The sequence below is a fragment of the Pseudomonas sp. genome, from assembly GCF_037994325.1.
In the GTDB taxonomy this organism is placed as follows: Bacteria; Pseudomonadota; Gammaproteobacteria; order Pseudomonadales; family Pseudomonadaceae; genus Aquipseudomonas.
Genome location: NZ_JBBNAH010000122.1, coordinates 1 through 23,798, shown reverse-complemented (window position 1 = coordinate 23,798; position 23,798 = coordinate 1). Strand labels below are relative to the sequence as shown.

At 57.7% G+C, this 23,798-nt stretch carries 26 protein-coding genes, 2 tRNA genes and 2 pseudogenes; 6 read left to right on the top strand and 24 right to left on the bottom strand.

The window, feature by feature from the left end:
- Positions 1 to 396: pseudogene (locus tag AAAB16_RS04170) on the bottom strand (nicotinamidase); the annotation flags it as partial.
- A 203-nt stretch (positions 397 to 599) separates the two neighbouring features.
- On the opposite strand from AAAB16_RS04170, the gene AAAB16_RS04165 reads away from it, so the two are divergent.
- The gene (locus AAAB16_RS04165; protein WP_340662201.1) at positions 600 to 1,307 is read left to right on the top strand and encodes an NUDIX hydrolase; all 708 of its coding nucleotides are present in this window, start codon (positions 600 to 602) and stop codon (positions 1,305 to 1,307) included.
- Positions 1,308 to 1,411: 104 nt separating this feature from the next.
- Here AAAB16_RS04165 and AAAB16_RS04160 read toward each other — a convergent pair.
- From AAAB16_RS04160 to dapA, 4 genes are all read right to left on the bottom strand, one after another.
- Positions 1,412 to 1,501 (bottom strand) — tRNA-Ser (locus tag AAAB16_RS04160).
- A 153-nt stretch (positions 1,502 to 1,654) separates the two neighbouring features.
- Complete coding sequence (locus AAAB16_RS04155) at positions 1,655 to 2,524, bottom strand: phosphoribosylaminoimidazolesuccinocarboxamide synthase (RefSeq protein WP_340662200.1); 870 nt, start codon at positions 2,522 to 2,524, stop codon at positions 1,655 to 1,657.
- Positions 2,525 to 2,631: 107 nt separating this feature from the next.
- Positions 2,632 to 3,750, bottom strand: a complete 1,119-nt coding sequence (bamC, locus tag AAAB16_RS04150) for an outer membrane protein assembly factor BamC (protein WP_340662199.1) — start codon at positions 3,748 to 3,750, stop codon at positions 2,632 to 2,634.
- 17 nt (positions 3,751 to 3,767) lie between these two features.
- The gene (gene dapA, locus AAAB16_RS04145; protein WP_110616232.1) at positions 3,768 to 4,646 is read right to left on the bottom strand and encodes a 4-hydroxy-tetrahydrodipicolinate synthase; all 879 of its coding nucleotides are present in this window, start codon (positions 4,644 to 4,646) and stop codon (positions 3,768 to 3,770) included.
- Positions 4,647 to 4,813: 167 nt separating this feature from the next.
- Here dapA and AAAB16_RS04140 point away from each other — a divergent pair, with 167 nt between their 5' ends.
- Together AAAB16_RS04140 and AAAB16_RS04135 are read left to right on the top strand one after the other, a co-directional pair.
- A complete protein-coding gene (locus tag AAAB16_RS04140) occupies positions 4,814 to 5,374 on the top strand; it encodes a glycine cleavage system protein R (protein ID WP_110616231.1) in 561 nt (186 codons plus the stop codon).
- A 10-nt stretch (positions 5,375 to 5,384) separates the two neighbouring features.
- On the top strand, positions 5,385 to 5,858 hold the full coding sequence (locus AAAB16_RS04135) for a peroxiredoxin (protein WP_340662198.1): 474 nt from the start codon (positions 5,385 to 5,387) through the stop codon (positions 5,856 to 5,858).
- 64 nt (positions 5,859 to 5,922) lie between these two features.
- Here the strand turns inward: AAAB16_RS04135 and AAAB16_RS04130 are convergent, their stop codons facing one another.
- Both AAAB16_RS04130 and AAAB16_RS04125 read right to left on the bottom strand, forming a co-directional pair.
- Positions 5,923 to 6,993, bottom strand: coding sequence for an AI-2E family transporter (locus tag AAAB16_RS04130; protein ID WP_340662197.1), 1,071 nt, complete (start codon positions 6,991 to 6,993; stop codon positions 5,923 to 5,925).
- A gap of 46 nt (positions 6,994 to 7,039) precedes the next feature.
- On the bottom strand, positions 7,040 to 7,279 hold the full coding sequence (locus tag AAAB16_RS04125) for a sulfurtransferase TusA family protein (protein WP_110616228.1): 240 nt from the start codon (positions 7,277 to 7,279) through the stop codon (positions 7,040 to 7,042).
- A gap of 97 nt (positions 7,280 to 7,376) precedes the next feature.
- Between AAAB16_RS04125 and AAAB16_RS04120 the strand changes: the two genes are divergently transcribed.
- Positions 7,377 to 8,822 (top strand): M48 family metalloprotease, encoded by a 1,446-nt coding sequence (locus AAAB16_RS04120; RefSeq protein WP_340662196.1) that lies wholly within the window; start codon positions 7,377 to 7,379, stop codon positions 8,820 to 8,822.
- A gap of 88 nt (positions 8,823 to 8,910) precedes the next feature.
- Here the strand turns inward: AAAB16_RS04120 and nadA are convergent, their stop codons facing one another.
- The 17 genes from nadA to AAAB16_RS04035 form a co-directional block, all read right to left on the bottom strand.
- Complete coding sequence (gene nadA / locus AAAB16_RS04115) at positions 8,911 to 9,969, bottom strand: quinolinate synthase NadA (RefSeq protein ID WP_340662195.1); 1,059 nt, start codon at positions 9,967 to 9,969, stop codon at positions 8,911 to 8,913.
- 172 nt (positions 9,970 to 10,141) lie between these two features.
- A tRNA-Lys gene (locus AAAB16_RS04110) sits at positions 10,142 to 10,217 on the bottom strand.
- Between the two features lie 54 nt (positions 10,218 to 10,271).
- Positions 10,272 to 10,946, bottom strand: a complete 675-nt coding sequence (gene queC / locus AAAB16_RS04105) for a 7-cyano-7-deazaguanine synthase QueC (RefSeq protein ID WP_340662194.1) — start codon at positions 10,944 to 10,946, stop codon at positions 10,272 to 10,274.
- A gap of 1 nt (position 10,947) precedes the next feature.
- Positions 10,948 to 11,595, bottom strand: a complete 648-nt coding sequence (gene queE / locus AAAB16_RS04100; protein WP_340662203.1) for a 7-carboxy-7-deazaguanine synthase QueE — start codon at positions 11,593 to 11,595, stop codon at positions 10,948 to 10,950.
- A gap of 118 nt (positions 11,596 to 11,713) precedes the next feature.
- Positions 11,714 to 12,535 carry a tol-pal system protein YbgF gene (gene ybgF, locus AAAB16_RS04095; protein WP_340662193.1) on the bottom strand — a complete coding sequence of 274 codons (822 nt, stop codon included), beginning with the start codon at positions 12,533 to 12,535 and terminating at the stop codon, positions 11,714 to 11,716.
- A 6-nt stretch (positions 12,536 to 12,541) separates the two neighbouring features.
- A complete protein-coding gene (pal, locus tag AAAB16_RS04090) occupies positions 12,542 to 13,039 on the bottom strand; it encodes a peptidoglycan-associated lipoprotein Pal (RefSeq protein ID WP_110616223.1) in 498 nt (165 codons plus the stop codon).
- 52 nt (positions 13,040 to 13,091) lie between these two features.
- The gene (gene tolB, locus AAAB16_RS04085; RefSeq protein WP_340662202.1) at positions 13,092 to 14,342 is read right to left on the bottom strand and encodes a Tol-Pal system beta propeller repeat protein TolB; all 1,251 of its coding nucleotides are present in this window, start codon (positions 14,340 to 14,342) and stop codon (positions 13,092 to 13,094) included.
- A 47-nt stretch (positions 14,343 to 14,389) separates the two neighbouring features.
- Positions 14,390 to 15,397, bottom strand: coding sequence for a cell envelope integrity protein TolA (gene tolA / locus AAAB16_RS04080; protein ID WP_340662192.1), 1,008 nt, complete (start codon positions 15,395 to 15,397; stop codon positions 14,390 to 14,392).
- Positions 15,397 to 15,849 carry a protein TolR gene (gene tolR, locus AAAB16_RS04075; protein WP_110616220.1) on the bottom strand — a complete coding sequence of 151 codons (453 nt, stop codon included), beginning with the start codon at positions 15,847 to 15,849 and terminating at the stop codon, positions 15,397 to 15,399. The genes tolA and tolR overlap by 1 nt, the downstream gene beginning before the upstream one ends.
- Positions 15,850 to 15,890: 41 nt before the next feature.
- Positions 15,891 to 16,586: a protein TolQ gene (gene tolQ, locus AAAB16_RS04070; RefSeq protein ID WP_110616219.1), complete on the bottom strand. Its 696-nt coding sequence runs from the start codon at positions 16,584 to 16,586 to the stop codon at positions 15,891 to 15,893.
- Between the two features lie 2 nt (positions 16,587 to 16,588).
- Positions 16,589 to 17,038, bottom strand: a complete 450-nt coding sequence (gene ybgC / locus AAAB16_RS04065) for a tol-pal system-associated acyl-CoA thioesterase (protein ID WP_340662191.1) — start codon at positions 17,036 to 17,038, stop codon at positions 16,589 to 16,591.
- A gap of 121 nt (positions 17,039 to 17,159) precedes the next feature.
- Entirely contained in the window at positions 17,160 to 18,209 is a 1,050-nt protein-coding gene (gene ruvB, locus AAAB16_RS04060) for a Holliday junction branch migration DNA helicase RuvB (RefSeq protein ID WP_340662190.1), read from the bottom strand.
- Positions 18,210 to 18,815 carry a Holliday junction branch migration protein RuvA gene (gene ruvA / locus AAAB16_RS04055; RefSeq protein ID WP_110616216.1) on the bottom strand — a complete coding sequence of 202 codons (606 nt, stop codon included), beginning with the start codon at positions 18,813 to 18,815 and terminating at the stop codon, positions 18,210 to 18,212. It lies immediately after the preceding gene.
- Positions 18,816 to 18,892: 77 nt separating this feature from the next.
- Positions 18,893 to 19,417 carry a crossover junction endodeoxyribonuclease RuvC gene (gene ruvC, locus AAAB16_RS04050; protein ID WP_108095583.1) on the bottom strand — a complete coding sequence of 175 codons (525 nt, stop codon included), beginning with the start codon at positions 19,415 to 19,417 and terminating at the stop codon, positions 18,893 to 18,895.
- Between the two features lie 147 nt (positions 19,418 to 19,564).
- Positions 19,565 to 20,314: a YebC/PmpR family DNA-binding transcriptional regulator gene (locus AAAB16_RS04045; RefSeq protein ID WP_340662189.1), complete on the bottom strand. Its 750-nt coding sequence runs from the start codon at positions 20,312 to 20,314 to the stop codon at positions 19,565 to 19,567.
- 100 nt (positions 20,315 to 20,414) lie between these two features.
- Entirely contained in the window at positions 20,415 to 22,190 is a 1,776-nt protein-coding gene (gene aspS, locus AAAB16_RS04040; RefSeq protein ID WP_340662188.1) for an aspartate--tRNA ligase, read from the bottom strand.
- 41 nt (positions 22,191 to 22,231) lie between these two features.
- Complete coding sequence (locus tag AAAB16_RS04035) at positions 22,232 to 22,453, bottom strand: FmdB family zinc ribbon protein (RefSeq protein ID WP_110616213.1); 222 nt, start codon at positions 22,451 to 22,453, stop codon at positions 22,232 to 22,234.
- A gap of 260 nt (positions 22,454 to 22,713) precedes the next feature.
- Between AAAB16_RS04035 and AAAB16_RS04030 the strand changes: the two genes are divergently transcribed.
- Both AAAB16_RS04030 and AAAB16_RS04025 read left to right on the top strand, forming a co-directional pair.
- Positions 22,714 to 23,184 carry a Dps family protein gene (locus AAAB16_RS04030; protein WP_340662187.1) on the top strand — a complete coding sequence of 157 codons (471 nt, stop codon included), beginning with the start codon at positions 22,714 to 22,716 and terminating at the stop codon, positions 23,182 to 23,184.
- Positions 23,185 to 23,295: 111 nt separating this feature from the next.
- Positions 23,296 to 23,798: pseudogene (locus AAAB16_RS04025) on the top strand (GGDEF domain-containing protein); the annotation flags it as partial.

Here is a 23,798-nt window from a genome sequence, read left to right as displayed (position 1 = left end):
CAACTTGCCGTGCAAGTCGTGGTAGCAGGCGCCGTAGGGGTGTAAATCGGGCTCCACGCCTTTCCAGACGAAATAGTCATAGTCATAGGGCGTGGGCAGCTCATCTAACAGGTTAAAACCCTCAGTACCAGGCACGCAGTGACTAACCCACGTCACATCGGCATGTTCCAGGCCGGTTGGCCGGAGCATATCCGCATGTTGTTTAACTACCCACGGCGCCTGCGGGGTGTGGGCATCTTTGCTACCGACGCGCAAGTGCGCCAGGCTGGCCATGAAATTGAGCTCGCCGCCAATCAAATCCCCACCGGCGACGGGCAGTTCTGCAGGGCACAGTGGAGTGAAGCTTTTCTGTGCATCAACATCGAAAGAAGCGGTTTTCATCGTCGAGCTACTCATGGCGGGTGTCTCCTGTGAATGATTCACAAGGTACACGTCGTGTACTTACATTTCAACAGGAAAGTTTAAAAACAACAAAGGCCCAATCGATACTGGAGAATAGGTAAAACTCTGATCGCTCGTTAACCCCTTGAAAACAAGGTACACGACATATACCTTTAGCCAAGCCGACCCCATCCCGCTCCCAATTAACGCAGCCCTACATGTCAAAACACCGCGAAGAAAAAAGCCCCTATCTGCACACCGTCGACCTCTGCGTTCTGCGCTACTGCCGCGACACCCAGGCATTGCAGATTCTGCTGAACAAACGCGACGCCGAACCTTTCGCCGAGCATTGGGCGCTCCCTGGTCTGGTGGTCAACGGCAGCACCATCGACCTGACTCTGGACGACGCAGTGAAACGCCTGAGAGAGTCCGCCAAGGTCGGCATGCAGCTAGCGTATATCGAGCAGGTAGGCACCGTCGGCGACGCATTCCGCGATCCGCGCTGCTGGTCGTCGTCAACGTTCTACCTAGCCATTGCCAGTGAAAACGCGCCACTAAGCGCCAGCCAGGCTTTCTTGCCACTAAGCGACGTTGCTAATGCCAGCCACAAACTGCCGTTTGACCACAATCAGCTAGTGGCCGCGACATATGAGCGGTTGCTCTCCAAATCGCTCTACAGCAGTTTGCCGTTGATGTTTCTTGGCAATGAATTCAGCGCCCCGGAAGCGGTGAACATTTTTTCCCTGGTGCTGGCTCGCCCCGTGCTGAAAACCAGCATGCGCCAACGCTTGATGAAAATGACCGAAGCCGGCTATCTGCAAGAAACCGGGCGCAAGAAACAAGGCGATGGCGGGCGGGCGCAGGCCACGTTGGAAAACGTAAAGCCTTCCTGCCTGTATCTGTTCGACCGTTGTTTTTTGGATTGAGGCTGACGTCGACGCCGCTGTCGAAAGAACATCGACACCTTTCTGAACGCTGAAAAGCAAAAACCCCCGAAATCGTGAGACTTCGGGGGTTTCGCTATAAATGATGGCGGGGAAATAGGGATTCGAACCCTAGGTACCATCGCTGATACAACGGATTTCGAATCCGTCCCGTTCGGCCACTCCGGCATCTCCCCAGCGGCGCGCATGATAACAGCTCATTTGCGATTGGTGAAAGCCAAAATTCGAAATTTTTCGCCTGCTTTCAGATGCTTGCGCAGCTTCAGCCTAGTCTGACCAGACAACGCAAAAGAGAGGCCCAAGCCTCTCTCCCTAGCGCCAAACGCGGCTCAAGCGGTCAGCTTGGTCAGCGCTTCGCGGTACTTGTCAGCGGTTTTCTGCGCTACGTCGACGGGTACAGCCGGTGCTGGCGGTTCTTTGTTCCAGCCGGTGGACTCCAGCCAGTCACGTACAAACTGCTTGTCGAAGCTCGGCGGGTTCTTGCCTTCCACATAGCTTTCGACCGGCCAGAAACGGCTGGAGTCCGGGGTCAGCACTTCGTCCATCAAAGTCAGGGTGCCGTCTTCATCAAGGCCGAATTCGAACTTGGTGTCGGCGATGATGATGCCGCGGGTGGCTGCGTATTCGACTGCGGCGCTGTACAGGGCGATAGCAGTGTCGCGAACCTTGGCGGCCAGTTCTTTGCCGATTACGGCTTCACATTGCTCGTAAGAGATGTTTTCGTCGTGATCACCCACGGCCGCTTTGGTCGACGGGGTGAAGATTGGCTGCGCCAGTTTCGACGCCTCCTTCAAACCTGCCGGCAGTTGGATACCGCAGACGGTGCCACTCTTTTGGTATTCCTTCCATCCAGAACCGACGATATAGCCACGCACAATGGCTTCCACGGCAATCGGCTGCAGACGCTTGGCCACCACCGCGCGGCCTTCCACCAACGGCAGCTCAGCCGCCGGCACCACATCTTCAACGCGGTCGCCGGTGAAGTGGTTGGGCACCACGCCAGCCAGCTTGTCGAACCAGAAGTTGGAAATGGCAGTGAGAATTTTGCCCTTGTCCGGAATCGGCTCGGCGAGGATGACGTCAAAGGCGGAAAGACGGTCGGTGGCAACCATCAGCATGCGTTTGGCGTCGATCTCGTACAGATCGCGAACCTTGCCGGAATAGATTTTCTTCAAGCTCAAGGTGGAGGGAGTGGTCATGGAAGATTTCCGCCTTTATTAAACGAAACAGGCGAAACCACAGAGGTTTCGCCTATCGATTTTGCGAGCCGGGCGGGCTGACCTCGACAGAGGCCAGCCACAGCAGATCAGCCCAGGTTTTCCTGGATCAAGGCCAGTACGCGGCGGGCCACTTCGGCTGGCGCTACGGTGTTGAGGTCTTTTTCCACGGTGACTTGCACGTTATCCGCAGCCTTGGTCAGGCGTACCTGATAACGCTCGGCGCGGGCATCGATTTCTTCCTTGGTCGGTTCACTGCTCCACAGACGACTAAAGAAACCACGCTCCTTGTCCTTGCTTTCAGCGCCTTCGGCCAGGTTGATGTAGTACACACCCAGGCTGCGGTTAAGGTCATCAACGCGCACGTTGGCGGTTTCCAGCGAGCGGCCAACACTGGACCAGGCGCGATCAAAGTCGGCGCCGAGGTTCAGTACCGGGTTGTTGTTGCCGTCTTCGGTCAGGCTAACGCGGCTTGGCGCATCGAAGTCCCGGGCGGCCAACAGAGAAACCGAACCGCCCTGCTCTGCGCTACGCGCCATGCTGGCGAGCATTTCGTCCAACAGCGCAGCGTCGAGGCTGGCGTTGGCCGATTTGGCTGGGAAGGCCACATCAGCGGTGCTCTCGGCCGGACGCTGGGCGCTAACTACGTAGATTTCGCTGGTGTTGCGCTGCACGCCTGGCTCGATCCGCACACGAACGCGAGTTTCGCTTTTCGGGTCGACGTCCGCCACACGGCCGCTCAGGCGACGAGCCATGGGTGCCGACAGCTCTTCGAAACGCTGCCAGTCGGTGCTGAATTCGCCGGTTTGCGGGCGGTCTTCGCTGATGCGGAAGCCGTTGTCTTCAAAGAACTGGTGGGCCACAGGCCAGACTTCAGCCGGTGGACGCTGTGCCACCAACCAGCGGGCATCGCCGCTTTTTTGCAGGCTGAATTCGCTAGCATCGGCTTGTGCTGCCAGCGGCTGTGGACGCGGCACGTCGTACTCGCCCTGCACAGTAGAGTCAGCGACATTGCGCGGTACCGGCAACAGCGGGTCGAGGGGTTTTACTTCCAGGCCGGACGGCACTTGCATCGCCGGGGTCTGGTGTTGCGTCAGGTAATCACTGCCACGATCACGGAAATATCCATCTTCACCCCAGATCCACCCGCAACCGCTGGTGCTGGAAATGATTACGGCAAGGGCAGAAAGTCCGGCCAGTCGCTTCATGCGTAGTGCTTCCTCAATTAAACCAATACGCCGGACTGGCGCAGGGCCTGACGCAGCGGTTCATGACAACGCGGACTGAGCCAGGTCAGTGGCAGGCGAATGCCTTCCACCATCAAACCCATTTCCTGCAGGGCCCATTTCACCGGAATCGGGTTGGATTCGATAAACAGCGTTTTGTGCAGCGGCATCAAACGATCATTGATCGCCCGGGCTGTCACGGCATCGCCGGCCATTGCTGCCGCACACAGCTCGCTCATGGCGCGCGGTGCCACGTTGGCCGTTACGGAAATATTGCCTTTGCCGCCCATCAGCATGAGCTCGACGGCAGTGGCGTCGTCACCGGAGTACACCAGGAAGTCGCTGTCGACGCGGTCGAGTACTTCACGGCCGCGTTGCAGGTCACCAGTGGCTTCTTTGATGCCGACAATGTTGGAAATCTTCGACAAACGCTCAACGGTTTCCGGCAGCATGTCGCACACGGTGCGGCCTGGAACGTTGTAGAGAATCTGTGGAATGGCCACCGCTTCAGCGATGTGGCGGAAGTGCAGGTACAAACCTTCCTGGGTTGGTTTGTTGTAGTACGGCGTCACCAGCAGGCAGGCATCGGCGCCGGCGTTCTTGGCATTGGTGGTCAGTTCCACCGCTTCGCGCGTCGAGTTCGCGCCCGTACCGGCGATTACCGGAATACGCCCGGCAACCTGATCCACCACGCGGCGAATCACTTCGATATGTTCGTTAACATCCAACGTCGCCGACTCACCCGTGGTGCCGACCGCGACGATGGCGTTGGTGCCTTCTTGGAGGTGGAAGTCCACCAGCTTGCTCAGCGCGTCCCAATCAAGACGACCCTGCGCATCCATGGGCGTGACCAGTGCCACCATACTGCCCGCAATCATGCAACCGCTCCTGCCGGAAAAAGAGAGCCGTAATGGTACTGGCGCCACCTGCCTTGCACAAGCGAAGTACCGCGCTATGAGCATTCCCCTCAGCGACAGTTTTCGCTAACCTTCCGGCTTTGATCGACAGTTTACCTGCCGACCGCTCATCGCTTTAGGAATGCTGCATGTCCACCCCCATAGTCCGCGAACAATTCCTTGTCATCAGTGCCCTTGGCACTAACCCGATGGAGCTGACTAATGTGCTGTGCCGCGCCAGCCATGAGAACCGTTGCGCGGTTATCAGCACCCGCCTGACCCGCCACGGCGAGTACAGTGCGCTGGTGGTGCAGGTGTCGGGCAACTGGGACGCCCTGGCGCGCCTGGAAACCAGCCTGCCGTCGCTGTCGAAAAAACATGCCTTTACCGTGAGTGTGGTGCGCAGCGCCGCCGCCGAGGTGCGCCCGCAAGCACTGCCTTATGTGGCCTACGTCAGCTCGGTGTATCGCCCAGACATCCTCAACGAGTTGTGCCAGTTCTTTATTGACCACAACGTTGAGCTGGAAAACCTCACCTGCGATACCTACCAGGCGCCGCAAACCGGCGGCACCATGCTTAACGCCACACTCACCGTGACGTTGCCAGCAGGCACACAAATCAGTTGGTTGCGCGATCAGTTCCTCGACTTCGCCGATGCGTTGAACCTCGACGCCCTAATCGAACCGTGGCGCCCAACCACACCGCCTTGAGGACTAACGCATGAGCATTTCCCTCGACCAACCAGTAGCCGATTTCACCGTACCGGCTACCAGCGGTAAACAAATCACCCTCTCGGCACTTAAAGGCCAGCAAGTGGTGATCTACTTCTACCCCAAAGACAGCACCCCTGGCTGCACCACTGAAGGCCAGGGTTTTCGCGACCAATACGCAGCGTTTAAAGCAGCCAATACCGAGGTGTTCGGGGTATCGCGCGACAGCTTGAAGTCCCACGAGAACTTCAAGTGCAAGCAGGAATTCCCCTTCGAGCTGTTGTCCGATAAAGACGAAGCCCTTTGCCAACTGTTTGATGTGATCAAGCTGAAAAAGCTATACGGCAAGGAATACCTGGGCGTAGATCGCAGCACTTTTTTGATCGACGCCAATGGCGTTCTACGCCAGGAATGGCGTGGCGTGAAAGTGCCAGGGCATGTGGATGCGGTACTGGCGGCAGCACAAGCACTGAACAAAAGCTAAATACCCACCCAACAAAAAGCCCGGCCAAGTGCCGGGCTTTTTGTTGGTAAAGCTGCGTGGGCGCTTACATCAGCGGCGCTACAACCGGCTCCTTGCGCGGCCAGGCATCCAACAATGCCTTGCACAGCGTGGCCAGCGGGATGGCAAAGAAAATCCCCCAGAAGCCCCACATGCCGCCAAACAGCAGTACCGCACAAATAATCACCACTGGATGTAGGTTCACCGCTTCGGCAAACAACAGCGGCACCAGCACGTTGCCATCCAGCGCCTGGATAATGCCGTACACCGCCATCAGGTAAATAAACTGGTCACCCCAGCCCCACTGAAATAGCGCGATCAACGCCACCGGCACCGTCACCACCACGGCGCCGACATAGGGCACCACCACTGAGAAGCCCACCAACAAAGCTAACAGCGCGGCATAGTTAAGGCCCAGGGCGATAAACGCTACATAAGTGGCGCCGCCGCAGATCAGAATTTCGATAACTTTGCCGCGAATGTAGTTGGCTATCTGCTGGTTCATTTCCCGACCCACGCGGGTGATCAACGTGCGCTCGCGTGGCAGGTAACCGCGAAACCAGCGGGCGATCAAGCCGCCATCCTTGAGGAAGAAAAACACCAGAATCGGCACCAGCACCAGATAAATCATGGCGTTGACCAACAGTGGCAAACTGGACAGTGAGAAGGTCAGCGCCAGTTGGCCAAAGCTGCCGATCTCGTTGCGCACCACTTCAATCACATGCAGCACTTGTTCGTCCGAGACCAGCTGCGGATAGCGCTCCGGCAACAGCAGCAGCAACGACTGCCACTTACCGAGCATGCCCGGCAGCTCGTTAAACAGGGCAATCACCTGCTGCCAAAGCAGCGGTATCAACACCAGCAAGCAAACCCCGAGCAACCCCATAAAGCAGGCAAACACCAGCCATACAGCAGCCACCTGCGGCACGCGCAACCGTTGCAGCGTGCGCACCAAGCCCTGCATCAGAAACGCCAGCACCAAGCCGGCAAGCACCGGTGCGAGCATGCCGCCAAAAGTCAGGATGGCCGCGAACGCCAACACCAGCAGCACGGCCAGCACTACCGCTTCTTCATCGGAGAAGTAGCGTTGCACCCAATTGCGTAACACCTTAAACATCAGAATTCCTTAACAGCAGGCACCACAGCGCCGTCTCTGGTTTGAGCTAAGCCTTGCGTAGCCAATAGCGATAAACCCCAGCCTCAGCTTCCTCGCGCAACAAGGTATGCCCGGCCAACGTGGCGAATGCGCGGAAGTCGCGCTGCGAGCCGGCATCGGTCGCCGTCACCTTGAGCACCGCACCACTGGCCAGGCGATTGAGTTCGAGCTTGGCTTTCAGCAACGGCAGCGGGCAATTTAGTCCGCTGGTATCCAGCTCGGCATCAAAGATCACAGCATCAGTCATCGAATCGGGCTCCAAAACGGGTAGATGAGGATACCGAGGTGGTCAGCCGACCGCCATGGCGGCTACAGTAGGGACTTTGCCGCCAAGAGCTCCGTGCATGAATCTTCTGCGCCCCACGCTGCTTTCGCTCGCCTGCTTGCTCGCCTCTCCAGCCATCGCCCCGGCCATAGCCGATGACTTGCCCTCACTGGGTGATTCCAGCTCCTCCATCGTCTCGCCCGAGCAGGAGTTTCAACTGGGTCGCGCCTGGTTGAGCCTGGTACGCAGCCAAGTACCGCAGTTGAACGACCCGCAGCTAAAAGAATTCGTGGAAAGCAGCGTGTACAAGCTCGCCGAAACCAGCGACCTGCACGACCACCGCCTGGTGTTTATCCTGATCAAAGACCCACAGATCAACGCTTTCGCCGCGCCGGGCGGGGTGATCGGGGTCAACGGCGGTCTGTTTCTCTACGCGCAGACCGAGGCCGAATACGCCGCGGTACTCGCCCACGAATTGGGCCACTTGATTCAACGCCACTACGCCCGCGGCTTGCAGGCGCAGCAACAAATGCAGATTCCGGTGATGGCCGCCATGCTTGCCGGCATTATCGCCGCAGCCGCCGGCGCCGGCGACGTCGGTATGGCGACGATTATGGGCACCCAGGCGGCAGCGATTCAGAACCAGCTGCGCTTCTCCCGGCAGAACGAACAAGAGGCTGACCGCGTTGGCGTGGTCAACCTTGAGCGTGCCGGCTACGACCCACGCGCCATGCCGAATATGTTCGAGCGTATGGCGCGCCAATACCGCTTCGACAAACGTCCGCCGGAATTTCTGCTGACTCACCCGGTGACCGAATCGCGTATCGCCGATACCCGTAACCGCGCCGAACAATTCGGCCAGAGCGGGCGCGAAGACACCCTGCAATACCAACTGATGCGCGCCCGCGTTCAACTGACCTTTGAGGAAACCCCAGGCATTGCCGGCAAACGCTTCCGCGCGATGTTGCAGGACGACCCAGGTATGGACGCCGCGCGTTACGGCCTGGCGTTGGCACAAGTGAAAAGCGGCCAGCTCAACGAAGCTCGCGACAGTCTGGCGCCCCTGCTGAAAAAAGCCCCGGACAACGTCACCTACAACCTCGCTCAGGTGGAGTTGGATATCACCGCCAACCGCATTCCAGAGGCCAAACAGCGGGTCGACAAAATGCTCGCCCAGTTCCCGGATAACTACCCGCTGCAACAGAGCCGTATCGACCTATTGATAAAACAGAGCCAAGCACCACAGGCACAGAAAGCGCTGGAAGAACTGCTAAAAGCGCGGCCTAACGATCCGGATATCTGGTACCAGGTCGCCGAAGTTCGCGGCCAGGCTGGCGATATCATTGGCCTGCACCAAGCTCGTGCTGAGTACTTTGCGCTGATGGCCGACTTCGACCAGGCCTTGGAGCAACTCGACTTCGCCAAACGCCGCGCCATCAACAACTTCCCACTGGCCTCGAAAATCGATGCCCGGCAGAAAGAAATCATGGAACAACAGCGCATGATCAAGCAGCTGATGCGCTAGCCCCGGGGCGCCCAAGCGACACTGTCGCGCCAACACGAAAAAGCCCGGTCAATGTGCCGGGCTTTTTCGTGTTGGCGGCCGTGCAGAGCTAGGCGTTACCCGCCAACTTCAAGCGTGCCGCCTGAGTGAAATCGAGCATGCGTTTAAGCGGCTTGAGCGCCCGGGGAATCAAAGCAGCATCGACGAAGATTTCATTGCTGCCTTCGCGCAAGCATTGCAGCGTGCGCTCCAAGGTATTCATCGCCATCCACGGGCAATGCGCGCAGCTACGGCAGGCCGCTCCGTTACCGGCGGTGGGTGCTTCGACGAAGATTTTGTCCGGGCACAGCTGCTGCATCTTGTAGAAAATGCCGCGGTCGGTGGCAACGATAAAGGTCGAGTTCGGCAGCGTTTGTGCGGCCTTGATCAACTGGCTGGTAGAGCCGACCGCATCGGCCAGATCAATCACCGATTCCGGCGATTCCGGGTGCACCAGAATCGCAGCGTCCGGGTACAGGGCCTTCATATCTTCGAGCTGCTTGGACTTGAACTCCTCGTGAACTATGCAGGCACCATCCCATAGCAGCATGTCCGCACCGGTTTGCTTCTGGATATAGCGGCCCAGGTGTTTGTCCGGCGCCCAGATAATTTTCTCGCCGTTATCCATCAGGCTTTCAACGATTTCCAGCGCGCAACTGGACGTGACGACCCAGTCCGCTCGCGCCTTCACCGCTGCCGAGGTGTTGGCGTAGACCACCACCGTGCGCTCGGGGTGCTGGTCGCAGAAGGCGGAGAACTCGTCTACCGGGCAACCCAGGTCCAGCGAGCACGTCGCTTCCAGCGTGGGCATCAGCACGCGCTTTTCCGGGTTAAGAATTTTTGCCGTCTCGCCCATAAACTTCACGCCGGCCACCAGCACGGTTTTCGCCGAGTGCTGATTGCCGAAGCGGGCCATTTCCAGAGAGTCGGACACGCAGCCGCCGGTTTCCTCGGCCAAAGCCTGAATAACCGGGTCGCAATAATAGTGAGCTACCAGCACCGCATCCTGAGCTTTCAGCTCGGCCGCGATCTCGGCGCGCAGACGCGCTTCTTCGTCCGGCGATAGGGGCTTGGGTTGCTTGGCGTCTAAATGCGCCTGAACCAGCAGGCGTTCGGAAATCTGGGTCATGTCATCAGGCTCTGAATATGCTTTCAGTGCCGCGCAGTATACCCGCCTGATGTCGGCGCACGCGCGTAGCGGGATAAAACTAACGTCGCGATCTGACCAGCAAGAAACAAAAAAACCGGAAGACTCACTGCTGAGCATTCCGGGTTTTCGTCGCTTCTTTACGAAGGAGATATGGTGGGTCGTGTGGGACTCGAACCTACGACCAATTGGTTAAAAGCCAACTGCTCTACCAACTGAGCTAACGACCCGCGGGGTGCATAATACTGATTTAATTCATAAAATCAACACGATGCGGCAAAGTTTTAGAAATAACGGGTAGGGTCTTTCACCCCAGCTTCGGCGAAACCGGCTGCACGCAGGCGGCAGCTGTCGCATTTGCCGCAGGCGCGACCATCGTCATCAGCTTGGTAGCAAGAAACGGTCAGGCCGTAGTCCACGCCTTGGGCGATGCCCGCCTGAACAATCTGCCCCTTGCTCATAAATTGCAGCGGCGCCTGAATACGAAAGCCCTGCCCTTCCACGCCAGCTTTGGTGGCCAGATTGGCCATGCGCTCGAAGGCCTCAACAAACTCAGGACGGCAATCCGGGTAGCCGGAATAGTCCACGGCATTCACGCCGATAAAAATATCCCGCGCGCCGAGCACCTCGGCCCAACCCAACGCCAGCGACAAAAATACCGTGTTGCGTGCCGGCACATAGGTAACGGGAATGCCTTCACCTGGGGTTTCCGGCACGGCGATGGAACTGTCGGTCAGCGCCGAACCGCCCATGCCATTGAGGTTCAAGCCAATCACCTTGTGCTCGACCACGCCAAGCTGCTGCGCCACGCGTTCAGCTGCTTGCAGCTCGGAGCGATGGCGTTGGCCGTAGTCAAAACTCATGGTGTAGCAGGCGTAGCCATCGGCTTTAGCCATAGCCACAACGGTGGCGGAATCAAGGCCGCCGGAGAGCAGAATTACCGCTTTTTTATCAGTCATATCAGTGTCCCGGCTGGTCGTTCCAAAGAATTTTGTGCAGCTGCAATTGCAAACGCACCGGCAGGTTGTCGGCAACGATCCAGTCGGCCAACTCCCGTGCATTCACTTGTTGGTGGCTCGGTGAGAACAACACTTCGCCAGCACGATTTTGCAGACCGTACTGAATCAGCTTGGAGACGGACCAGTCGTAATCTTCGCGAGAACAGATCACAAATTTGACTTGATCGTTGGCGGTCAAAAACTCGATGTTCTCGTAGCGATTGCGGGCCATTTCAGCCGAGCCAGGAGTCTTCAAGTCCACCACTTTGCTGACGCGCGGGTCGACCGCCGACACATCGAGAGCGCCGCTGGTTTCCAGCGACACCTCGAAACCGGCATCGCACAGGCGCTCAAGCAAGGGAATGCAATTGGGCTGGGCCAGCGGCTCACCACCGGTCACGCAGACATAACGCGGCTTGTAGGCAGCGATCTGCTCAACGATGGCGTCCAGGGACATGATTTCGCCGCCGCTGAAGGCGTAGGCGGTGTCGCAGTATTGGCAGCGTAATGGGCAGCCAGTCAGGCGAACGAACACCGTCGGTAAACCGGCGGTGCGCGTCTCACCCTGCAACGAGTAAAAAATCTCGGTAATGCGCAGGTTTTTTTGCATATCGGCCACGGGCGTGACGGCGAAACAGGCCATCCGCCTCCGTTGCGGGAATTGGGCCGGCGATTCTAACGAAAAAACCCGCGACAGGCGCGGGTTTTATTGAACGGCGGGTCAGGCTTTACAGGCGTTGCAAGTCTCGTTGCGCCAGCTGAGCAGCCGAGCTACCGGGGTACTGAGCGATTACTTGCTGAAGAATGCCTTTGGCTTTGTCGGAGTGGCCAAGACGCTGCTCGACATCGGCGAGTTTATACAGCGAATCCGGCACCTTGTTATGGGTCGGATACAACTGGCTGACCTTGGCAAATGCCTGCCCGGCGCCTTGCAGGTCGCCTTTGGTCAAATTCACTTCACCCAGCCAGTACTGCGCGTTGCCGGCGTATTGGCTCTGTGGGTATTTGCGCAGGAAAGCGCTGAAGGCTTGACTGGCCTTGTCGAAATCTTTGGCCTTGATCAGGTCGAAGGCAGCATCGTAATAGAGCTTTTCCTTCGCCGGGTCACCAGGCTCTGTGCTCGCCGCAGGCTGTTGCGCTGCTGGCTGAACAGGGGCACCACCGGCGTTAATAGCACCGGTATTGCCGGAATCTTGGTTAGCAGCAGGAGCGCCCGAGGCACCACCAGCAGCTATGCGTCTATCGAGGTCTTGGTAACGCTCCAGGCCTTCTTGTTTCAGGCGCTGAATTTCGTTTTGTTGCTCCTCAACCATGCCGCGCAGGCGGCCTAGCTCGTCTTGCATTTGTTGCAGCTGCATGAACAGCTCGCCCTGTGCCGAGGCAGGGGCCGTAACCCCTCCCCCTGCATAGGCGCCGGTCGTGCCATAACCCGCTGGTGGATAGCTGCCACCGCCATTGCTGGCGTTGTCATCAACCACCGGAACCGCAGCCCACGCCGCAAGCGGCAGGCTGAGAGTCAATATAGTCAGAGCACGACGGCACGTTCGCATGTCGAATTACTTACGCAGTTCAACGCGACGGTTTTGAGCCCAGGATTGCTCGTCGTTGCCGGTAGCAACTGGACGCTCTTCACCGTAGGAAACCAGTTCCAGCTGAGCTGGGGAAACACCTTGCAGTACCAGGTAACGCTGAACAGCTTTGGCGCGACGCTCGCCCAGAGCCATGTTGTACTCGCGGGTACCGCGTTCGTCGGTGTTGCCTTCCAGAACAACGCGAGCGCCGTTAGCTTTCAGGTCCTTGGCGTGAACGTCCAGAGCGCGCATGGCTTCTGGCTTCAGGTCCGAGCTGTCGTATTCGAAGTAGAAAGTAGTGATAGCGCGCAGAGCAGCTTCTTCGCTCAGGCTACCGTCTACAGCGCCGTTGTTGGCGTTGTAGCCAGCGTTTGGATCAACAGCGCCTTCGCCAGCGTTGTCGCCGCCTTTGGAGGAGCAACCTACTGCTACTGCCATGGACAGAGCCAGTGCAGCGAACTTACCAAATTTCAACATTTCCATAGTAAAACTCCTAATGAACCCCAGTGTGTTAAGTAAAGTGTGCAGCGCCGCGTCAGTTCAGGAAGGGCGACCAGGATGGCTCTCTGATTTCGCCTTGCGCGGTTGGAATCGGGAGTTTTACTCGTCCATTGATGGAGGCAAGAATCAAGACTCCACGGCCCTGCTGGCGGGTGGCGTAGATTACCATGGTGCCGTTGGGCGCAACAGTAGGAGACTCATCCAGATTGGTATCTGAAAGAATCCGCAAACGCGACGTTTGCAAATCCTGCGCCGCAACTTTGAAATTGGTGAAACCGTCCTGACGGTGAATCATCACCAACGTCTTCTCGTCAGCAGACAGTTTAGGGTTAGCGTTGTAGTTACCTACAAAGGTCACCCGGTCAACTGCACCACCGGCAATATTCGTCTTGTAGACCTGCGGTTTCCCAGCACGGTCCGAAGTGAAGTATATGGTCTGACCGTCCTTGCCCCAGAAGGGTTCGGTATCAATTGCAAAGTGATTGGTCACGCGGGTCATCTGCCGGCTAGCCAGATCCATTACATAGATCTCTGGGTTGCCATCGCGGGACAACACAAACGCCAGCTTGCTGCCATCTGGCGAGAACGCCGGCGCGCCATTGAGGCCTTCGAAGTTGGTGATTTGCTCACGGCGACCGGTGTCGATGTGCTGAATAAAGATACGCGGACGCTTCTGCTCAAACGACACATAGGCAATGCGCTTGCCGTCGCTGGCGAAACGCGGCGACAGAATTGGCTCACGCGACTGCAGCAAGGTCACGGCACGAGCACCGTCGTAGTCCGAACGCTGCAAGGTGTAACGAGTGTTGGTGCCAGAGAAACGCTCAGCCGTCACGTACAGCATCTGGGTCGAAAACGCACCCTTGATGCCGGTGAGTTTTTCAAACGACTGGTCAGCGATGTAGTGGGACATATCACGGAGTTGATCCGTGGTGCCGCCCACGCTACCGGTAAACACTTGCTGTTCGGTGGCAACGTTGAACAAGGCGAACTGCACCTGCAGACGGCCGCCGTTAGGCACGATGCTGCCGGTCATTACGTATTGAGCACCAAGTGCTTTCCAGTCGCGGAAGATCACTTCGCTCGCCTGGGTTGGCAGGCTGATCATGTTCTGGCGTGGAATCGGTTCAAAAATACCGGAGTTGCGCAGGTCCTTGCCGATGATGTCGGACATGTCTTCAGGCAGCACAGTGCCGCCCTGCCAGCCGAACGGTACGACCGCGATAGGAATAGCGCGGTCGGAACCGCTGCTCACCAGAATGTTCTTTTCCTCTGCCGCCACCATGCCAGCGGCGCAGCAAAGAACCACAAGCAGTCCTCGAAGAATGTTGATCACAAATCTAAATCCTCAGGTGTGAAGGTCATCTTGAATGAACGATAAGGGTTGAAGTCCGTAGGGCTCAAACCCTGCATTTCTACTAAACGCCCAATATTTTTCACGGCGGCTACAGCCGAGCTATCGAACGGGCCATTACCACTGGATTTCGCCACGCTAACGCCGGTGATCGTGCCATCGGGCAACATATTGATCTGTAGCACCACGGTCATGCCTTTGCTCGCGCCCGGCGGACGGGTCCAACCTTCGGCAGCGCGCATACGGATCAGGTCATCGAAATTGCCCGACACCGTATCACCCACTTCATCAGCGGTGGTCGCCTGACGCTCGGTATCGTTGGACAGCAGCTCGGCCAAGGCCTGAGCTTTCTTATCTTCGGTCGCCTTGCGTGCAGCCTCGGCAGCCTTTTTCTTCACCGCTTCAGCTTCGGCCTTTTTCTTCGCATCGGCGGCTTTCTTGGCATCCGCTGCTTTTTTCTTGGCGTCATCTGCTGCTTTTTTCTTCTCGGCCTCGGCATCAGCCTTTTTCTTGGCTTCTTCCGCGGCTTTCTTCTGTTCTTCTTCGGTTTTCTTCTTGGCGATATCGGCGAGTTTCTTTTCCTCGGCCTTTTTCGCTTCGTCAGCTTTCTTCGCTTCAGCGGCCTTGGCAGCTTCGGCTTCGGCCTGTTCAGCCGCTTCGGCTTTTTGAGCTTCTTCGGCTTTCTTTTGTTCCGCCGCTTTTACCTTCTCTTGTTCAACCTTCTTGGCTTCCAGCTGCTCAACCTCGTATTGCTTGGCAGCGGTTTTCTTCGCTTCACCAGCAATTTTCTGATTGGTCTGCACAGTCGCCGGGCTCTTGGACTTCAGCTCATAAAGCGTGGCCTGAACAATGGGTTTAGACGGTGGTAGCTCCGGCGTAAAAGCAAAGCTGACAAACAGCGTGCCGAACAATAGAACATGCAGCCCTATTGCCCAGATGCTCGGCCAGAAAAAGCTTTCCGATGAGGAGCGCTCGCGTTCCTGCATTAGGGCGCCTCGGTAATCAGGCCGACATTACCTACGCCTGCCTGCTGCAGCCCGCCCATGGCGGCCATCACGGCACCGTAGTCGACCACTTTATCGGCGCGGATAAACACTTGCGTCTGCTTACCCTGGGCGCGGCTCTGGTTCATGATCGCCGTCACTGCGGTGGTCATTTCCGGCAGGGTCAGGGCTTTGGCCTGCACCTTATCGGTGTCCACTTCGCTGCCAAGGTTCCAGTAGTAGGTCTTGTCGGCTTTGATCGAGATGGTCAGTACCTGGGTGTTGTTGTCTTGCGGCAAGGCATCGCTGGACACCTTGGGCAGGTCAACCTTCACACCCTGGTTGAGCATCGGGGCAGTCACCATGAAAATCACCAACAGCACCAACATCACGTCGATGTAGGGCACCACGTTCATTTCGGCGACTGGTTTACGTCTCTTACGAATACGTGCCATGAGTTAAAACCTTTCCTAAAGCCTTCAGTAAAACCAGCGTCTTACTCGTCACTGGTGTGCACTTTACGGTGCAGGATGGCTTGGAATTCATCGGCGAAGGTGTAGTAGCGGCCGACCAGGGTTTCGCCGCGAGCGGCAAAGCGGTTGTAAGCAATTACCGCAGGAATCGCAGCGAACAGGCCGATAGCGGTGGCAATCAGCGCCTCGGCAATACCCGGCGCAACAGTGGCCAAGGTCGCTTGCTGAGCAGAAGCCAGGCCGCGGAAGGAGTTCATGATGCCCCATACGGTACCGAACAGACCGATATAAGGACTGGTGGAACCTACGGTGGCCAGGAACGACAGGCTCTGTTCAAGCTTTTCTTCTTCGCGGGAAATGGCCACGCGCATGGCACGGTTGACGCCGTCCATGACCGCGTCAGGGTCAACGCCCGCTTGTTGGCGCAGACGCGAGAACTCTTTGAAGCCGCCACGGAAAATTTGCTCAACGCCCGAATCCGGGTCTGGATTGGCGCCGGCCTGACGATAGAGCTTGGACAGGTCGATACCCGACCAGAAGCGCTCCTCGAAGGTTTCCAGGGAACGTTTTGCAGCACGGATCATGGTGCTTTTCTGAAAGATCATGATCCATGAAGTGACCGATGCACCTACAAGCACCAGCATAACCAGCTGCACCACGATGCTGGCGTTGCTGATCAGACTCCACATAGAGGTATGGTCGACGACGGTGGCTTCCACGCTTAATCTCCTGCTTTAGATGTACCCGCGTCGCTCTGGCCGGCAAAGGCCATACGCAACGCTTCGGGAATAGCCCGGGGTTTCAAACTGTCGGCGCGCACACAGGCCACCAGGAACTGCCCTTCACAGAGCAGCGTTTTATCCGTAGCCCGCCTAACCTGTTGACGAAAGCGCAGGCTGGCACGGTTTAATTCGATTACTTCGGCACTGACTAACAGTTCATCGTCCAAGCGCGCCGGCACGTGGTAACGCGCTTCGCTGGAATGCACGACAAACAACATCTCGCCCGCCAGCGTCGATTGGGAAAAACCCAAGTCGCGTAACCGCTCGGTACGAGCCCGCTCCATAAATTTAAGGTAATTGACGTAGTACACGATGCCGCCGGCATCGGTGTCTTCGTAGTAAACCCGACAGCGATGGGTGAACGGCTCAAGCCCATTTTGCGCGCGCATACTCTAGTGCTTACTCCCCGGGTTGCCAATCGGGCAAACCAACTGTTTTTTGTCCATCTGCAACATTAAAAATCAATCCCTTCAACTAGTTGTTCATCAACTGAACAGTGGCAGCCAAAAGCTACTCGTCCACCGCGAACATATCGACCTGGGGCATATCACCCATGCGTTTGGGCACGTTGAGGCCGAAGTGTAGATAAGCATGGCGAGTGACCACCCGACCACGCGGGGTGCGCATGATGTAGCCCTGCTGAATCAGGTAAGGCTCCAGCACATCTTCAATGGTGTGGCGTTCCTCGCTAATGGCCGCTGCCAGGCTGTCGACGCCTACCGGGCCACCGTCAAACTTCTCGATCATGGTCAGCAGCAAACGCCGATCCTGATGATCAAAGCCATGTTCATCGACATCCAACAGATTCAATGCCAGGTCAGCGATAGGCCGGGTGATATGGCCCTGCGCACGCACTTCGGCAAAGTCACGCACACGACGCAGCAAACGGTTGGCGATACGGGGCGTGCCGCGGGCACGCCGGGCGATTTCAAAGGCGCCCTCCGGGTCCAGCGGCAAGCCAAGAATGCCGGCGGAGCGCTGAACGATAGTGGCCAGATCTTCGGTGCTGTAGAACTCCAAGCGTTGAACAATGCCGAAGCGGTCGCGCAACGGGTTGGTCAACATGCCAGCGCGCGTAGTGGCGCCCACTAACGTGAAAGGCGGCAGGTCGAGCTTGATCGAGCGCGCGGCCGGGCCTTCGCCAATCATGATGTCGAGCTGAAAATCTTCCATCGCCGGGTACAGCACTTCCTCAACGATGGGCGAAAGACGGTGGATTTCATCGATAAACAGCACATCGCCGGGCTCGAGATTGGTCAGCATTGCGGCCAAATCGCCGGGGCGCTCCAACACGGGACCGGAGGTGCTTTTAATCGAGACGCCCATTTCCTGGGCAATGATATTGGCCAGGGTGGTTTTACCCAGACCGGGTGGGCCAAAAATCAGTGTGTGATCGAGCGACTCAGAGCGCCCACGCGCCGCCTGAATAAACAGCTCCATCTGCTCACGCACTTTCGGCTGGCCAATGTACTCGGCCAGGCGCAGCGGCCGGATGGCGCGGTCCAGTTGTTCATCGCGGTCACGGCCAGAACCGGTGATCAGGCGATCGGCGTCTATCACTTAAACCATTCCTTTCAATGAACGACGGATCATTTCTTCGCTGCTCAAACCATCTTCCTTTACCGCCGAAACCGCGCGGCTAGCCTCTTGCGGCTTAAAGCCCAGGGAAATCAGGGCGCTCACGGCATCATTCTCCGCACTTGAGACTGTGCCACCGGCACGAGGTTCAGTGACAAAAGTGGCGATACCCGGCACGGTTTCCCACGCTTTGAAGCGATCTTTAAGCTCGACCAGCAGGCGCTCAGCAGTCTTTTTGCCGACGCCCGGAATTCGGGTAAGCGCCGACGTGTCTTGCGCCTGCACGCAACGCACCAACTCATCAACTTCCAGTCCGGACATCAACGCCAGCGCCAGCTTGGGACCGACACCGTTAAGGCGAATCAGCTCACGAAACAGCTCACGCTCGCGCTTTTCGGCGAAACCAAACAGCAACTGAGCGTCCTCACGAACCACCAAATGCGTGTGCAAGGTGACCGGCTCGCCTACCGATGGCAGGCGGTAGAGCGTGGTCATGGGTACTTCCACCTCATAACCCAGGCCATTTACATCGACGATAAGGTGCGGTGGCTGCTTTTCCAGCAGGGTTCCGCGCAAGCGTCCAATCACAGCTTCACTTCCTTAAAAGTTCGAAACAGCACGTAGGGGTGTACTGTGCGCACCAAAACCAACCGAGCAACCCCGCATCACAAACGCAGGCGGCCGCCGCGACTACGGGCGCCCACCAAACCATGGGGAATCAAACTGGAGCGAGTGTGGGCATGACACAAGGCAATAGCCAGCGCGTCGGAGGCATCAATTTGCGGTTTCTGCGTCAGCTTGAGCAAATGCATCACCATCATCTGCACTTGCTGCTTGTCCGCGCCGCCAGTGCCGGCAATCGCTTGTTTAACCTGAGTGGCGGTGTATTCAGCGATCTCCAGGCCATGCTCAGCCGCCGCCACGATGGCCGCGCCGCGTGCCTGACCGAGCTTGAGCGCCGAGTCGGCATTCTTGGCCATAAACACCTTCTCGATGCCCATCGTCACCGGCCCGTAGGTTTCGATCACCTCACGCACGCCGCGAAACACAATCTGCAAGCGCTCTGATAACTCGCCTGCGCCGGTACGAATGCAGCCAGAAGCCACGTACTCACAGCCACGACCGATATCGCGCACCACGCCGTAACCAGTGATACGCGAACCGGGGTCAATGCCGAGAATAAGGGTCATAGCACCTGCAAAATTGGAGAAAAAATAGAGAGGCCAGCTTATACGCGTAGGAGCGCGCTTGCTCGCGAACAATGGCCACGGGGTCTAACAAGAGGCCAGCGTTTCCAGGGTTCGAGAGCCAGCTCGCGCCTACAAAACAAGTGCGGACTAGCCGACCTGCTCCATGATTTCTTCCGGAATCTCACCGTTGAAATACACGTTTTGCACGTCATCCAGGTCTTCAAGCATGTCGATCAGCTTGAGCACCTTTTGCGCCACTTCCAGCTCAGTCAGCTCCACAGTGATCGACGGAATCATGCTGATCTCCGCTTCATCACCTTTAAACCCGGCTGCCTGCAACGCTTCGTTCACCGAAATAAAGTCGACGAAGCTGGTGAACACATCGATAGAACCGTCTTCGTGGGTGACCACATCGTCAGCACCGGCCTCCAGAGCCGCCTCCATCAACGCATCTTCGTTGACGCCAGGCGCAAAGCTGATCTGACCTTTGCGGTCGAACATATAGGCCACTGAACCGTCGGTACCCAGGTTGCCACCGCACTTGGTAAAGGCATGGCGTACGGCTGCGGCCGTTCGGTTGCGGTTGTCAGTCATGGTTTCGACGATCACCGCCACGCCATTGGGCGCATAACCCTCGTAGCTCAACTCTTCAACCTTGGTGCCGTCATCCGCGCCGACGCCACGGGCAATGGCCCGATCGATGGTGTCGCGGGTCATATTGGCGCCCAGCGCCTTATCCACCGCCAAGCGCAAGCGCGGGTTATCGGCGGGAATGCCGCCGCCCTGCCCCGCCGCCACGGTCAGCTCACGAATCAGCTTGGTGAAAATCTTGCCCTTTTTGGCGTCCTGACGCCCTTTACGATGCTTGATGTTGGCCCATTTGGAATGACCCGCCATAACCGCGCTCCGCATTTTCCATACTATGAAAAACGCCCCTCCCCGGCTTGCGGAAAAGGGGCGTCGATTAAGAGCGCCAGGCTCTCATTTCTACAACGGCTTAATCCGCTTTAACCTGCTCGCGCAGACGAATGTGCAGGTCGCGCAGCTGGCGAGGATCAACTTCACCGGGCGCTTGGGTCATTACGTCCGCAGCACTCTGGGTTTTCGGGAAGGCGATCACTTCACGGATCGACTGCGCGCCGGTCATCAGCATCACCAGACGGTCCAGACCGAAGGCCAGACCACCGTGCGGCGGCGCGCCGTATTTCAGCGCGTCGAGGAGGAAGCCGAACTTCTCTTCCTGCTCTGCTTCGCTGATACCCAAAACCCGGAATACAGTCTGCTGCATCGCCTTGTCGTGGATACGGATGGAACCGCCGCCCAACTCAGTGCCGTTGAGCACCATGTCGTAAGCACGGGACAGCGCAGCGGCCGGGTTGGCTTCCAGCTCTGCTGGGGTGCACTTGGGCGAAGTGAACGGGTGGTGCAGGGAGTTCAAGCTGCCATCGTCGGCTTCTTCGAACATCGGGAAGTCAACAACCCACATCGGCGCCCACTCACAGGTGAGCAGGTTGAGGTCGTGGCCAACCTTGATACGCAGCGCGCCCAAGGCGTCGCAAACGATCTTGGTTTTGTCTGCACCGAAAAACACGATATCGCCATCCACCGCACCGACGCGATCAAGGATCACGTTGAGGTTGGCTTCCGGGATGTTTTTCACGATCGGCGATTGCAGGCCTTCAACGCCTTTGGCGCGCTCATTGACCTTGATATACGCCAGGCCTTTGGCACCGTAGTTGCCGACGAACTTGGTGTAATCGTCGATCTGCTTACGCGGCATGCTCGCGCCACCAGGCACGCGCAGGGCGGCGATTCGGCATTTCGGGTCGTTGGCCGGACCGCTGAATACTTTGAAGTCGACCTCTTTGAGCTGGTCGGCCACGTCTACCAGCTCCAGCGGAATACGCAGGTCTGGCTTGTCGGAACCGTAACGGCTCATGGCTTCGGAGAACGGCATATGCGGGAATTCGCCGAATTCCAGGTTCAGCACTTCCTTGAACAGCTGGCGAATCATCTTCTCGGTGATAGCAATGATGTCGTCTTCGTCGAGGAAGCTGGTCTCGATGTCGATCTGGGTGAATTCCGGCTGGCGGTCAGCACGCAGGTCTTCGTCGCGGAAGCACTTGGCGATTTGGTAGTAACGGTCGAAGCCAGCCACCATCAGCAACTGCTTGAACAGCTGCGGCGATTGCGGCAAGGCGAAGAAACTACCGGGGTGGGTACGGCTCGGTACCAAGTAGTCGCGGGCACCTTCCGGTGTTGCGCGGGTAAGAATCGGCGTTTCGACGTCGAGGAAGCCGTTTTCGTCGAGGTAACGGCGAATGCTGGTGGTCACGCGCGAACGCAGCTTCAGCTTCTCGGCCATTTCCGGACGGCGCAGGTCGATAAAGCGATAACGCAGACGGGTTTCTTCGCCCACGTCGGTGTATTCGTTGAGCGAGAACGGTGGGGTTTCCGCTTCGTTCAGCACTTCCAGCTCATAGCCGAGCACTTCAATGGCACCGGAGGCCATATTGGCGTTTTGTGCGCCGGCTGGGCGCAAACGCACTTTACCGGTGATTTTCACTACATATTCGCTGCGCACGCGGTCAGCTTTGGCGAAGGTTTCCGCGCGATCCGGGTCGAACACCACTTGGGCCAGACCTTCACGGTCACGGATATCGAGGAAGATCACGCCGCCGTGATCTCGACGACGGTGAACCCAACCGCACAGGGTGATTTCCTGACCTTCCAGGCTCTCGTTCAACTGGCCGCAATAATGGCTGCGCATCATGATGGTGGTTTCGCTTCTCGTAATTCGACTATTCGGTGTGCTTAATCGGCTTTATCGCCGCCAGCCAGGTTCTTTTTCGCGCCGGTCTTAAAGTCGGTCTCGTACCAGCCATTGCCCTTCAGGCGAAAGCCAGGCATGGACAACAACTTCTTCAACTCGGGAGCCTTGCAGGTCGGGCAATCGACCAGAGGCGAATCGCTGAATTTCTGAATGGCTTCCATCTGATGGCCACAGGAAGCGCATTGGTAATCGTAAATTGGCATTGGCTCATCTCGGCGTGCATAACAACGTGCCGCGGAACCGCGCCTTGCGGCCCTCGCGTCAAGGGGCGGGAGTATATGACGGATCGCGCCTGGCAATAAACCCACAAACCGTCGTCAAACAGCGCAACCGTGCAAGCACGCTATGCATTTGGCCAATAGCATTTATTGACCCGCTCCCCGCGACAACCACCCCAGGGCCCATGCTAGGCTCTGCCCATCGCTTTAGTCCGCTTTCATTAGCCTGAACAAGGAGAAACGCCATGGAAATCAACATCGGAATTGCCGAACAGGACCGCGCTGCTATCGCCGAAGGCCTGTCTCGCTTGCTCGCCGACACCTACACCCTGTACCTGAAAACCCACAACTTTCACTGGAACGTCACCGGCCCGATGTTCAACACCCTGCACCTGATGTTTGAAGGTCAGTACACCGAGCTGGCCCTGGCCGTGGACTCCATTGCCGAGCGTATTCGCGCCCTGGGCTTCAACGCACCGGGCACTTACGCCGCCTACGCTCGCCTCTCCTCTATTAAAGAAGAAGAAGGCGTTCCGTCTGCCGAAGACATGATCAAGCAACTGGTTCAAGGCCAGGAAGCGGTAGTGCGTACCGCCCGTGGCATCTTTCCGCTGCTGGACAAAGTCAGCGACGAGCCGACCGCTGACCTGCTCACCCAACGCATGCAAGTGCACGAAAAAACCGCGTGGATGTTGCGCAGCCTGCTGGCGGTGTAAACCCACCCGCAAAAACGCAAAAGGCCCGGCGCAAAACCGGGCCTTTTGCTAGGCGCAAGCCGCACAGCTGCTCTATGCTCTGGCAATCGATAGTTTGAACTTGCACGCCAGATGAGCCAGCCGCCGAAATCGCCCACTCTTTTAAGTCTCTACCCGGAGGAGACCCGCGAGGCAGCGGACCTACTCAAACAAGCCGTGCCGCTAATGATGCGTCACGACATCCCGCCAAACCCGGTCCATTACGCGCTCTGGTACACCTACAGCAAGGGCCAGGAACCGGAACTCAATCGACGCCTCGACAAAACAGTCAAGGACTTCGATAGCTTTCCACCAGAGACCGCCGCCAAGCTGTTTCGCGACTACATTATTCGCGGCGAACTAGAGGAAGCCCGCGCCGGGCAACAGCAGGTGATTGAGCTGGTCGACGACATAGAGGGCGGCATTTCCCATAGCGTCGACAGCGGCAAGGCCTACCAAGACAGCCTCATCCACGGCCTGAGCGCCCTGCAAGAACCACTGATTGACGACCTCCCCAGCGTGCTCAACGACCTGCAACAAAGCACGCAACTGATGCAGGACCAGCAGGAAAAATTCCTCTACCGCCTACGCAGCGC

Bases quoted from the DNA above. Each gene is read 5' to 3' on its own strand.
- AAAB16_RS04165 (WP_340662201.1), top strand. From the start codon at position 600: ATGTCAAAACACCGCGAAGAAAAAAGCCCCTATCTGCACACCGTCGAC.
- AAAB16_RS04155 (WP_340662200.1), bottom strand. From the start codon at position 2,524: ATGACCACTCCCTCCACCTTGAGCTTGAAGAAAATCTATTCCGGCAAG.
- bamC (WP_340662199.1), bottom strand. From the start codon at position 3,750: ATGAAGCGACTGGCCGGACTTTCTGCCCTTGCCGTAATCATTTCCAGC.
- dapA (WP_110616232.1), bottom strand. From the start codon at position 4,646: ATGATTGCGGGCAGTATGGTGGCACTGGTCACGCCCATGGATGCGCAG.
- AAAB16_RS04140 (WP_110616231.1), top strand. From the start codon at position 4,814: ATGTCCACCCCCATAGTCCGCGAACAATTCCTTGTCATCAGTGCCCTT.
- AAAB16_RS04135 (WP_340662198.1), top strand. From the start codon at position 5,385: ATGAGCATTTCCCTCGACCAACCAGTAGCCGATTTCACCGTACCGGCT.
- AAAB16_RS04130 (WP_340662197.1), bottom strand. From the start codon at position 6,993: ATGTTTAAGGTGTTACGCAATTGGGTGCAACGCTACTTCTCCGATGAA.
- AAAB16_RS04125 (WP_110616228.1), bottom strand. From the start codon at position 7,279: ATGACTGATGCTGTGATCTTTGATGCCGAGCTGGATACCAGCGGACTA.
- AAAB16_RS04120 (WP_340662196.1), top strand. From the start codon at position 7,377: ATGAATCTTCTGCGCCCCACGCTGCTTTCGCTCGCCTGCTTGCTCGCC.
- nadA (WP_340662195.1), bottom strand. From the start codon at position 9,969: ATGACCCAGATTTCCGAACGCCTGCTGGTTCAGGCGCATTTAGACGCC.
- queC (WP_340662194.1), bottom strand. From the start codon at position 10,946: ATGACTGATAAAAAAGCGGTAATTCTGCTCTCCGGCGGCCTTGATTCC.
- queE (WP_340662203.1), bottom strand. From the start codon at position 11,595: ATGCAAAAAAACCTGCGCATTACCGAGATTTTTTACTCGTTGCAGGGT.
- ybgF (WP_340662193.1), bottom strand. From the start codon at position 12,535: ATGCGAACGTGCCGTCGTGCTCTGACTATATTGACTCTCAGCCTGCCG.
- pal (WP_110616223.1), bottom strand. From the start codon at position 13,039: ATGGAAATGTTGAAATTTGGTAAGTTCGCTGCACTGGCTCTGTCCATG.
- tolB (WP_340662202.1), bottom strand. From the start codon at position 14,342: ATGGTGGCGGCAGAGGAAAAGAACATTCTGGTGAGCAGCGGTTCCGAC.
- tolA (WP_340662192.1), bottom strand. From the start codon at position 15,397: ATGCAGGAACGCGAGCGCTCCTCATCGGAAAGCTTTTTCTGGCCGAGC.
- tolR (WP_110616220.1), bottom strand. From the start codon at position 15,849: ATGGCACGTATTCGTAAGAGACGTAAACCAGTCGCCGAAATGAACGTG.
- ybgC (WP_340662191.1), bottom strand. From the start codon at position 17,038: ATGCGCGCGCAAAATGGGCTTGAGCCGTTCACCCATCGCTGTCGGGTT.
- ruvC (WP_108095583.1), bottom strand. From the start codon at position 19,417: ATGACCCTTATTCTCGGCATTGACCCCGGTTCGCGTATCACTGGTTAC.
- AAAB16_RS04045 (WP_340662189.1), bottom strand. From the start codon at position 20,314: ATGGCGGGTCATTCCAAATGGGCCAACATCAAGCATCGTAAAGGGCGT.
- aspS (WP_340662188.1), bottom strand. From the start codon at position 22,190: ATGATGCGCAGCCATTATTGCGGCCAGTTGAACGAGAGCCTGGAAGGT.
- AAAB16_RS04035 (WP_110616213.1), bottom strand. From the start codon at position 22,453: ATGCCAATTTACGATTACCAATGCGCTTCCTGTGGCCATCAGATGGAA.
- AAAB16_RS04030 (WP_340662187.1), top strand. From the start codon at position 22,714: ATGGAAATCAACATCGGAATTGCCGAACAGGACCGCGCTGCTATCGCC.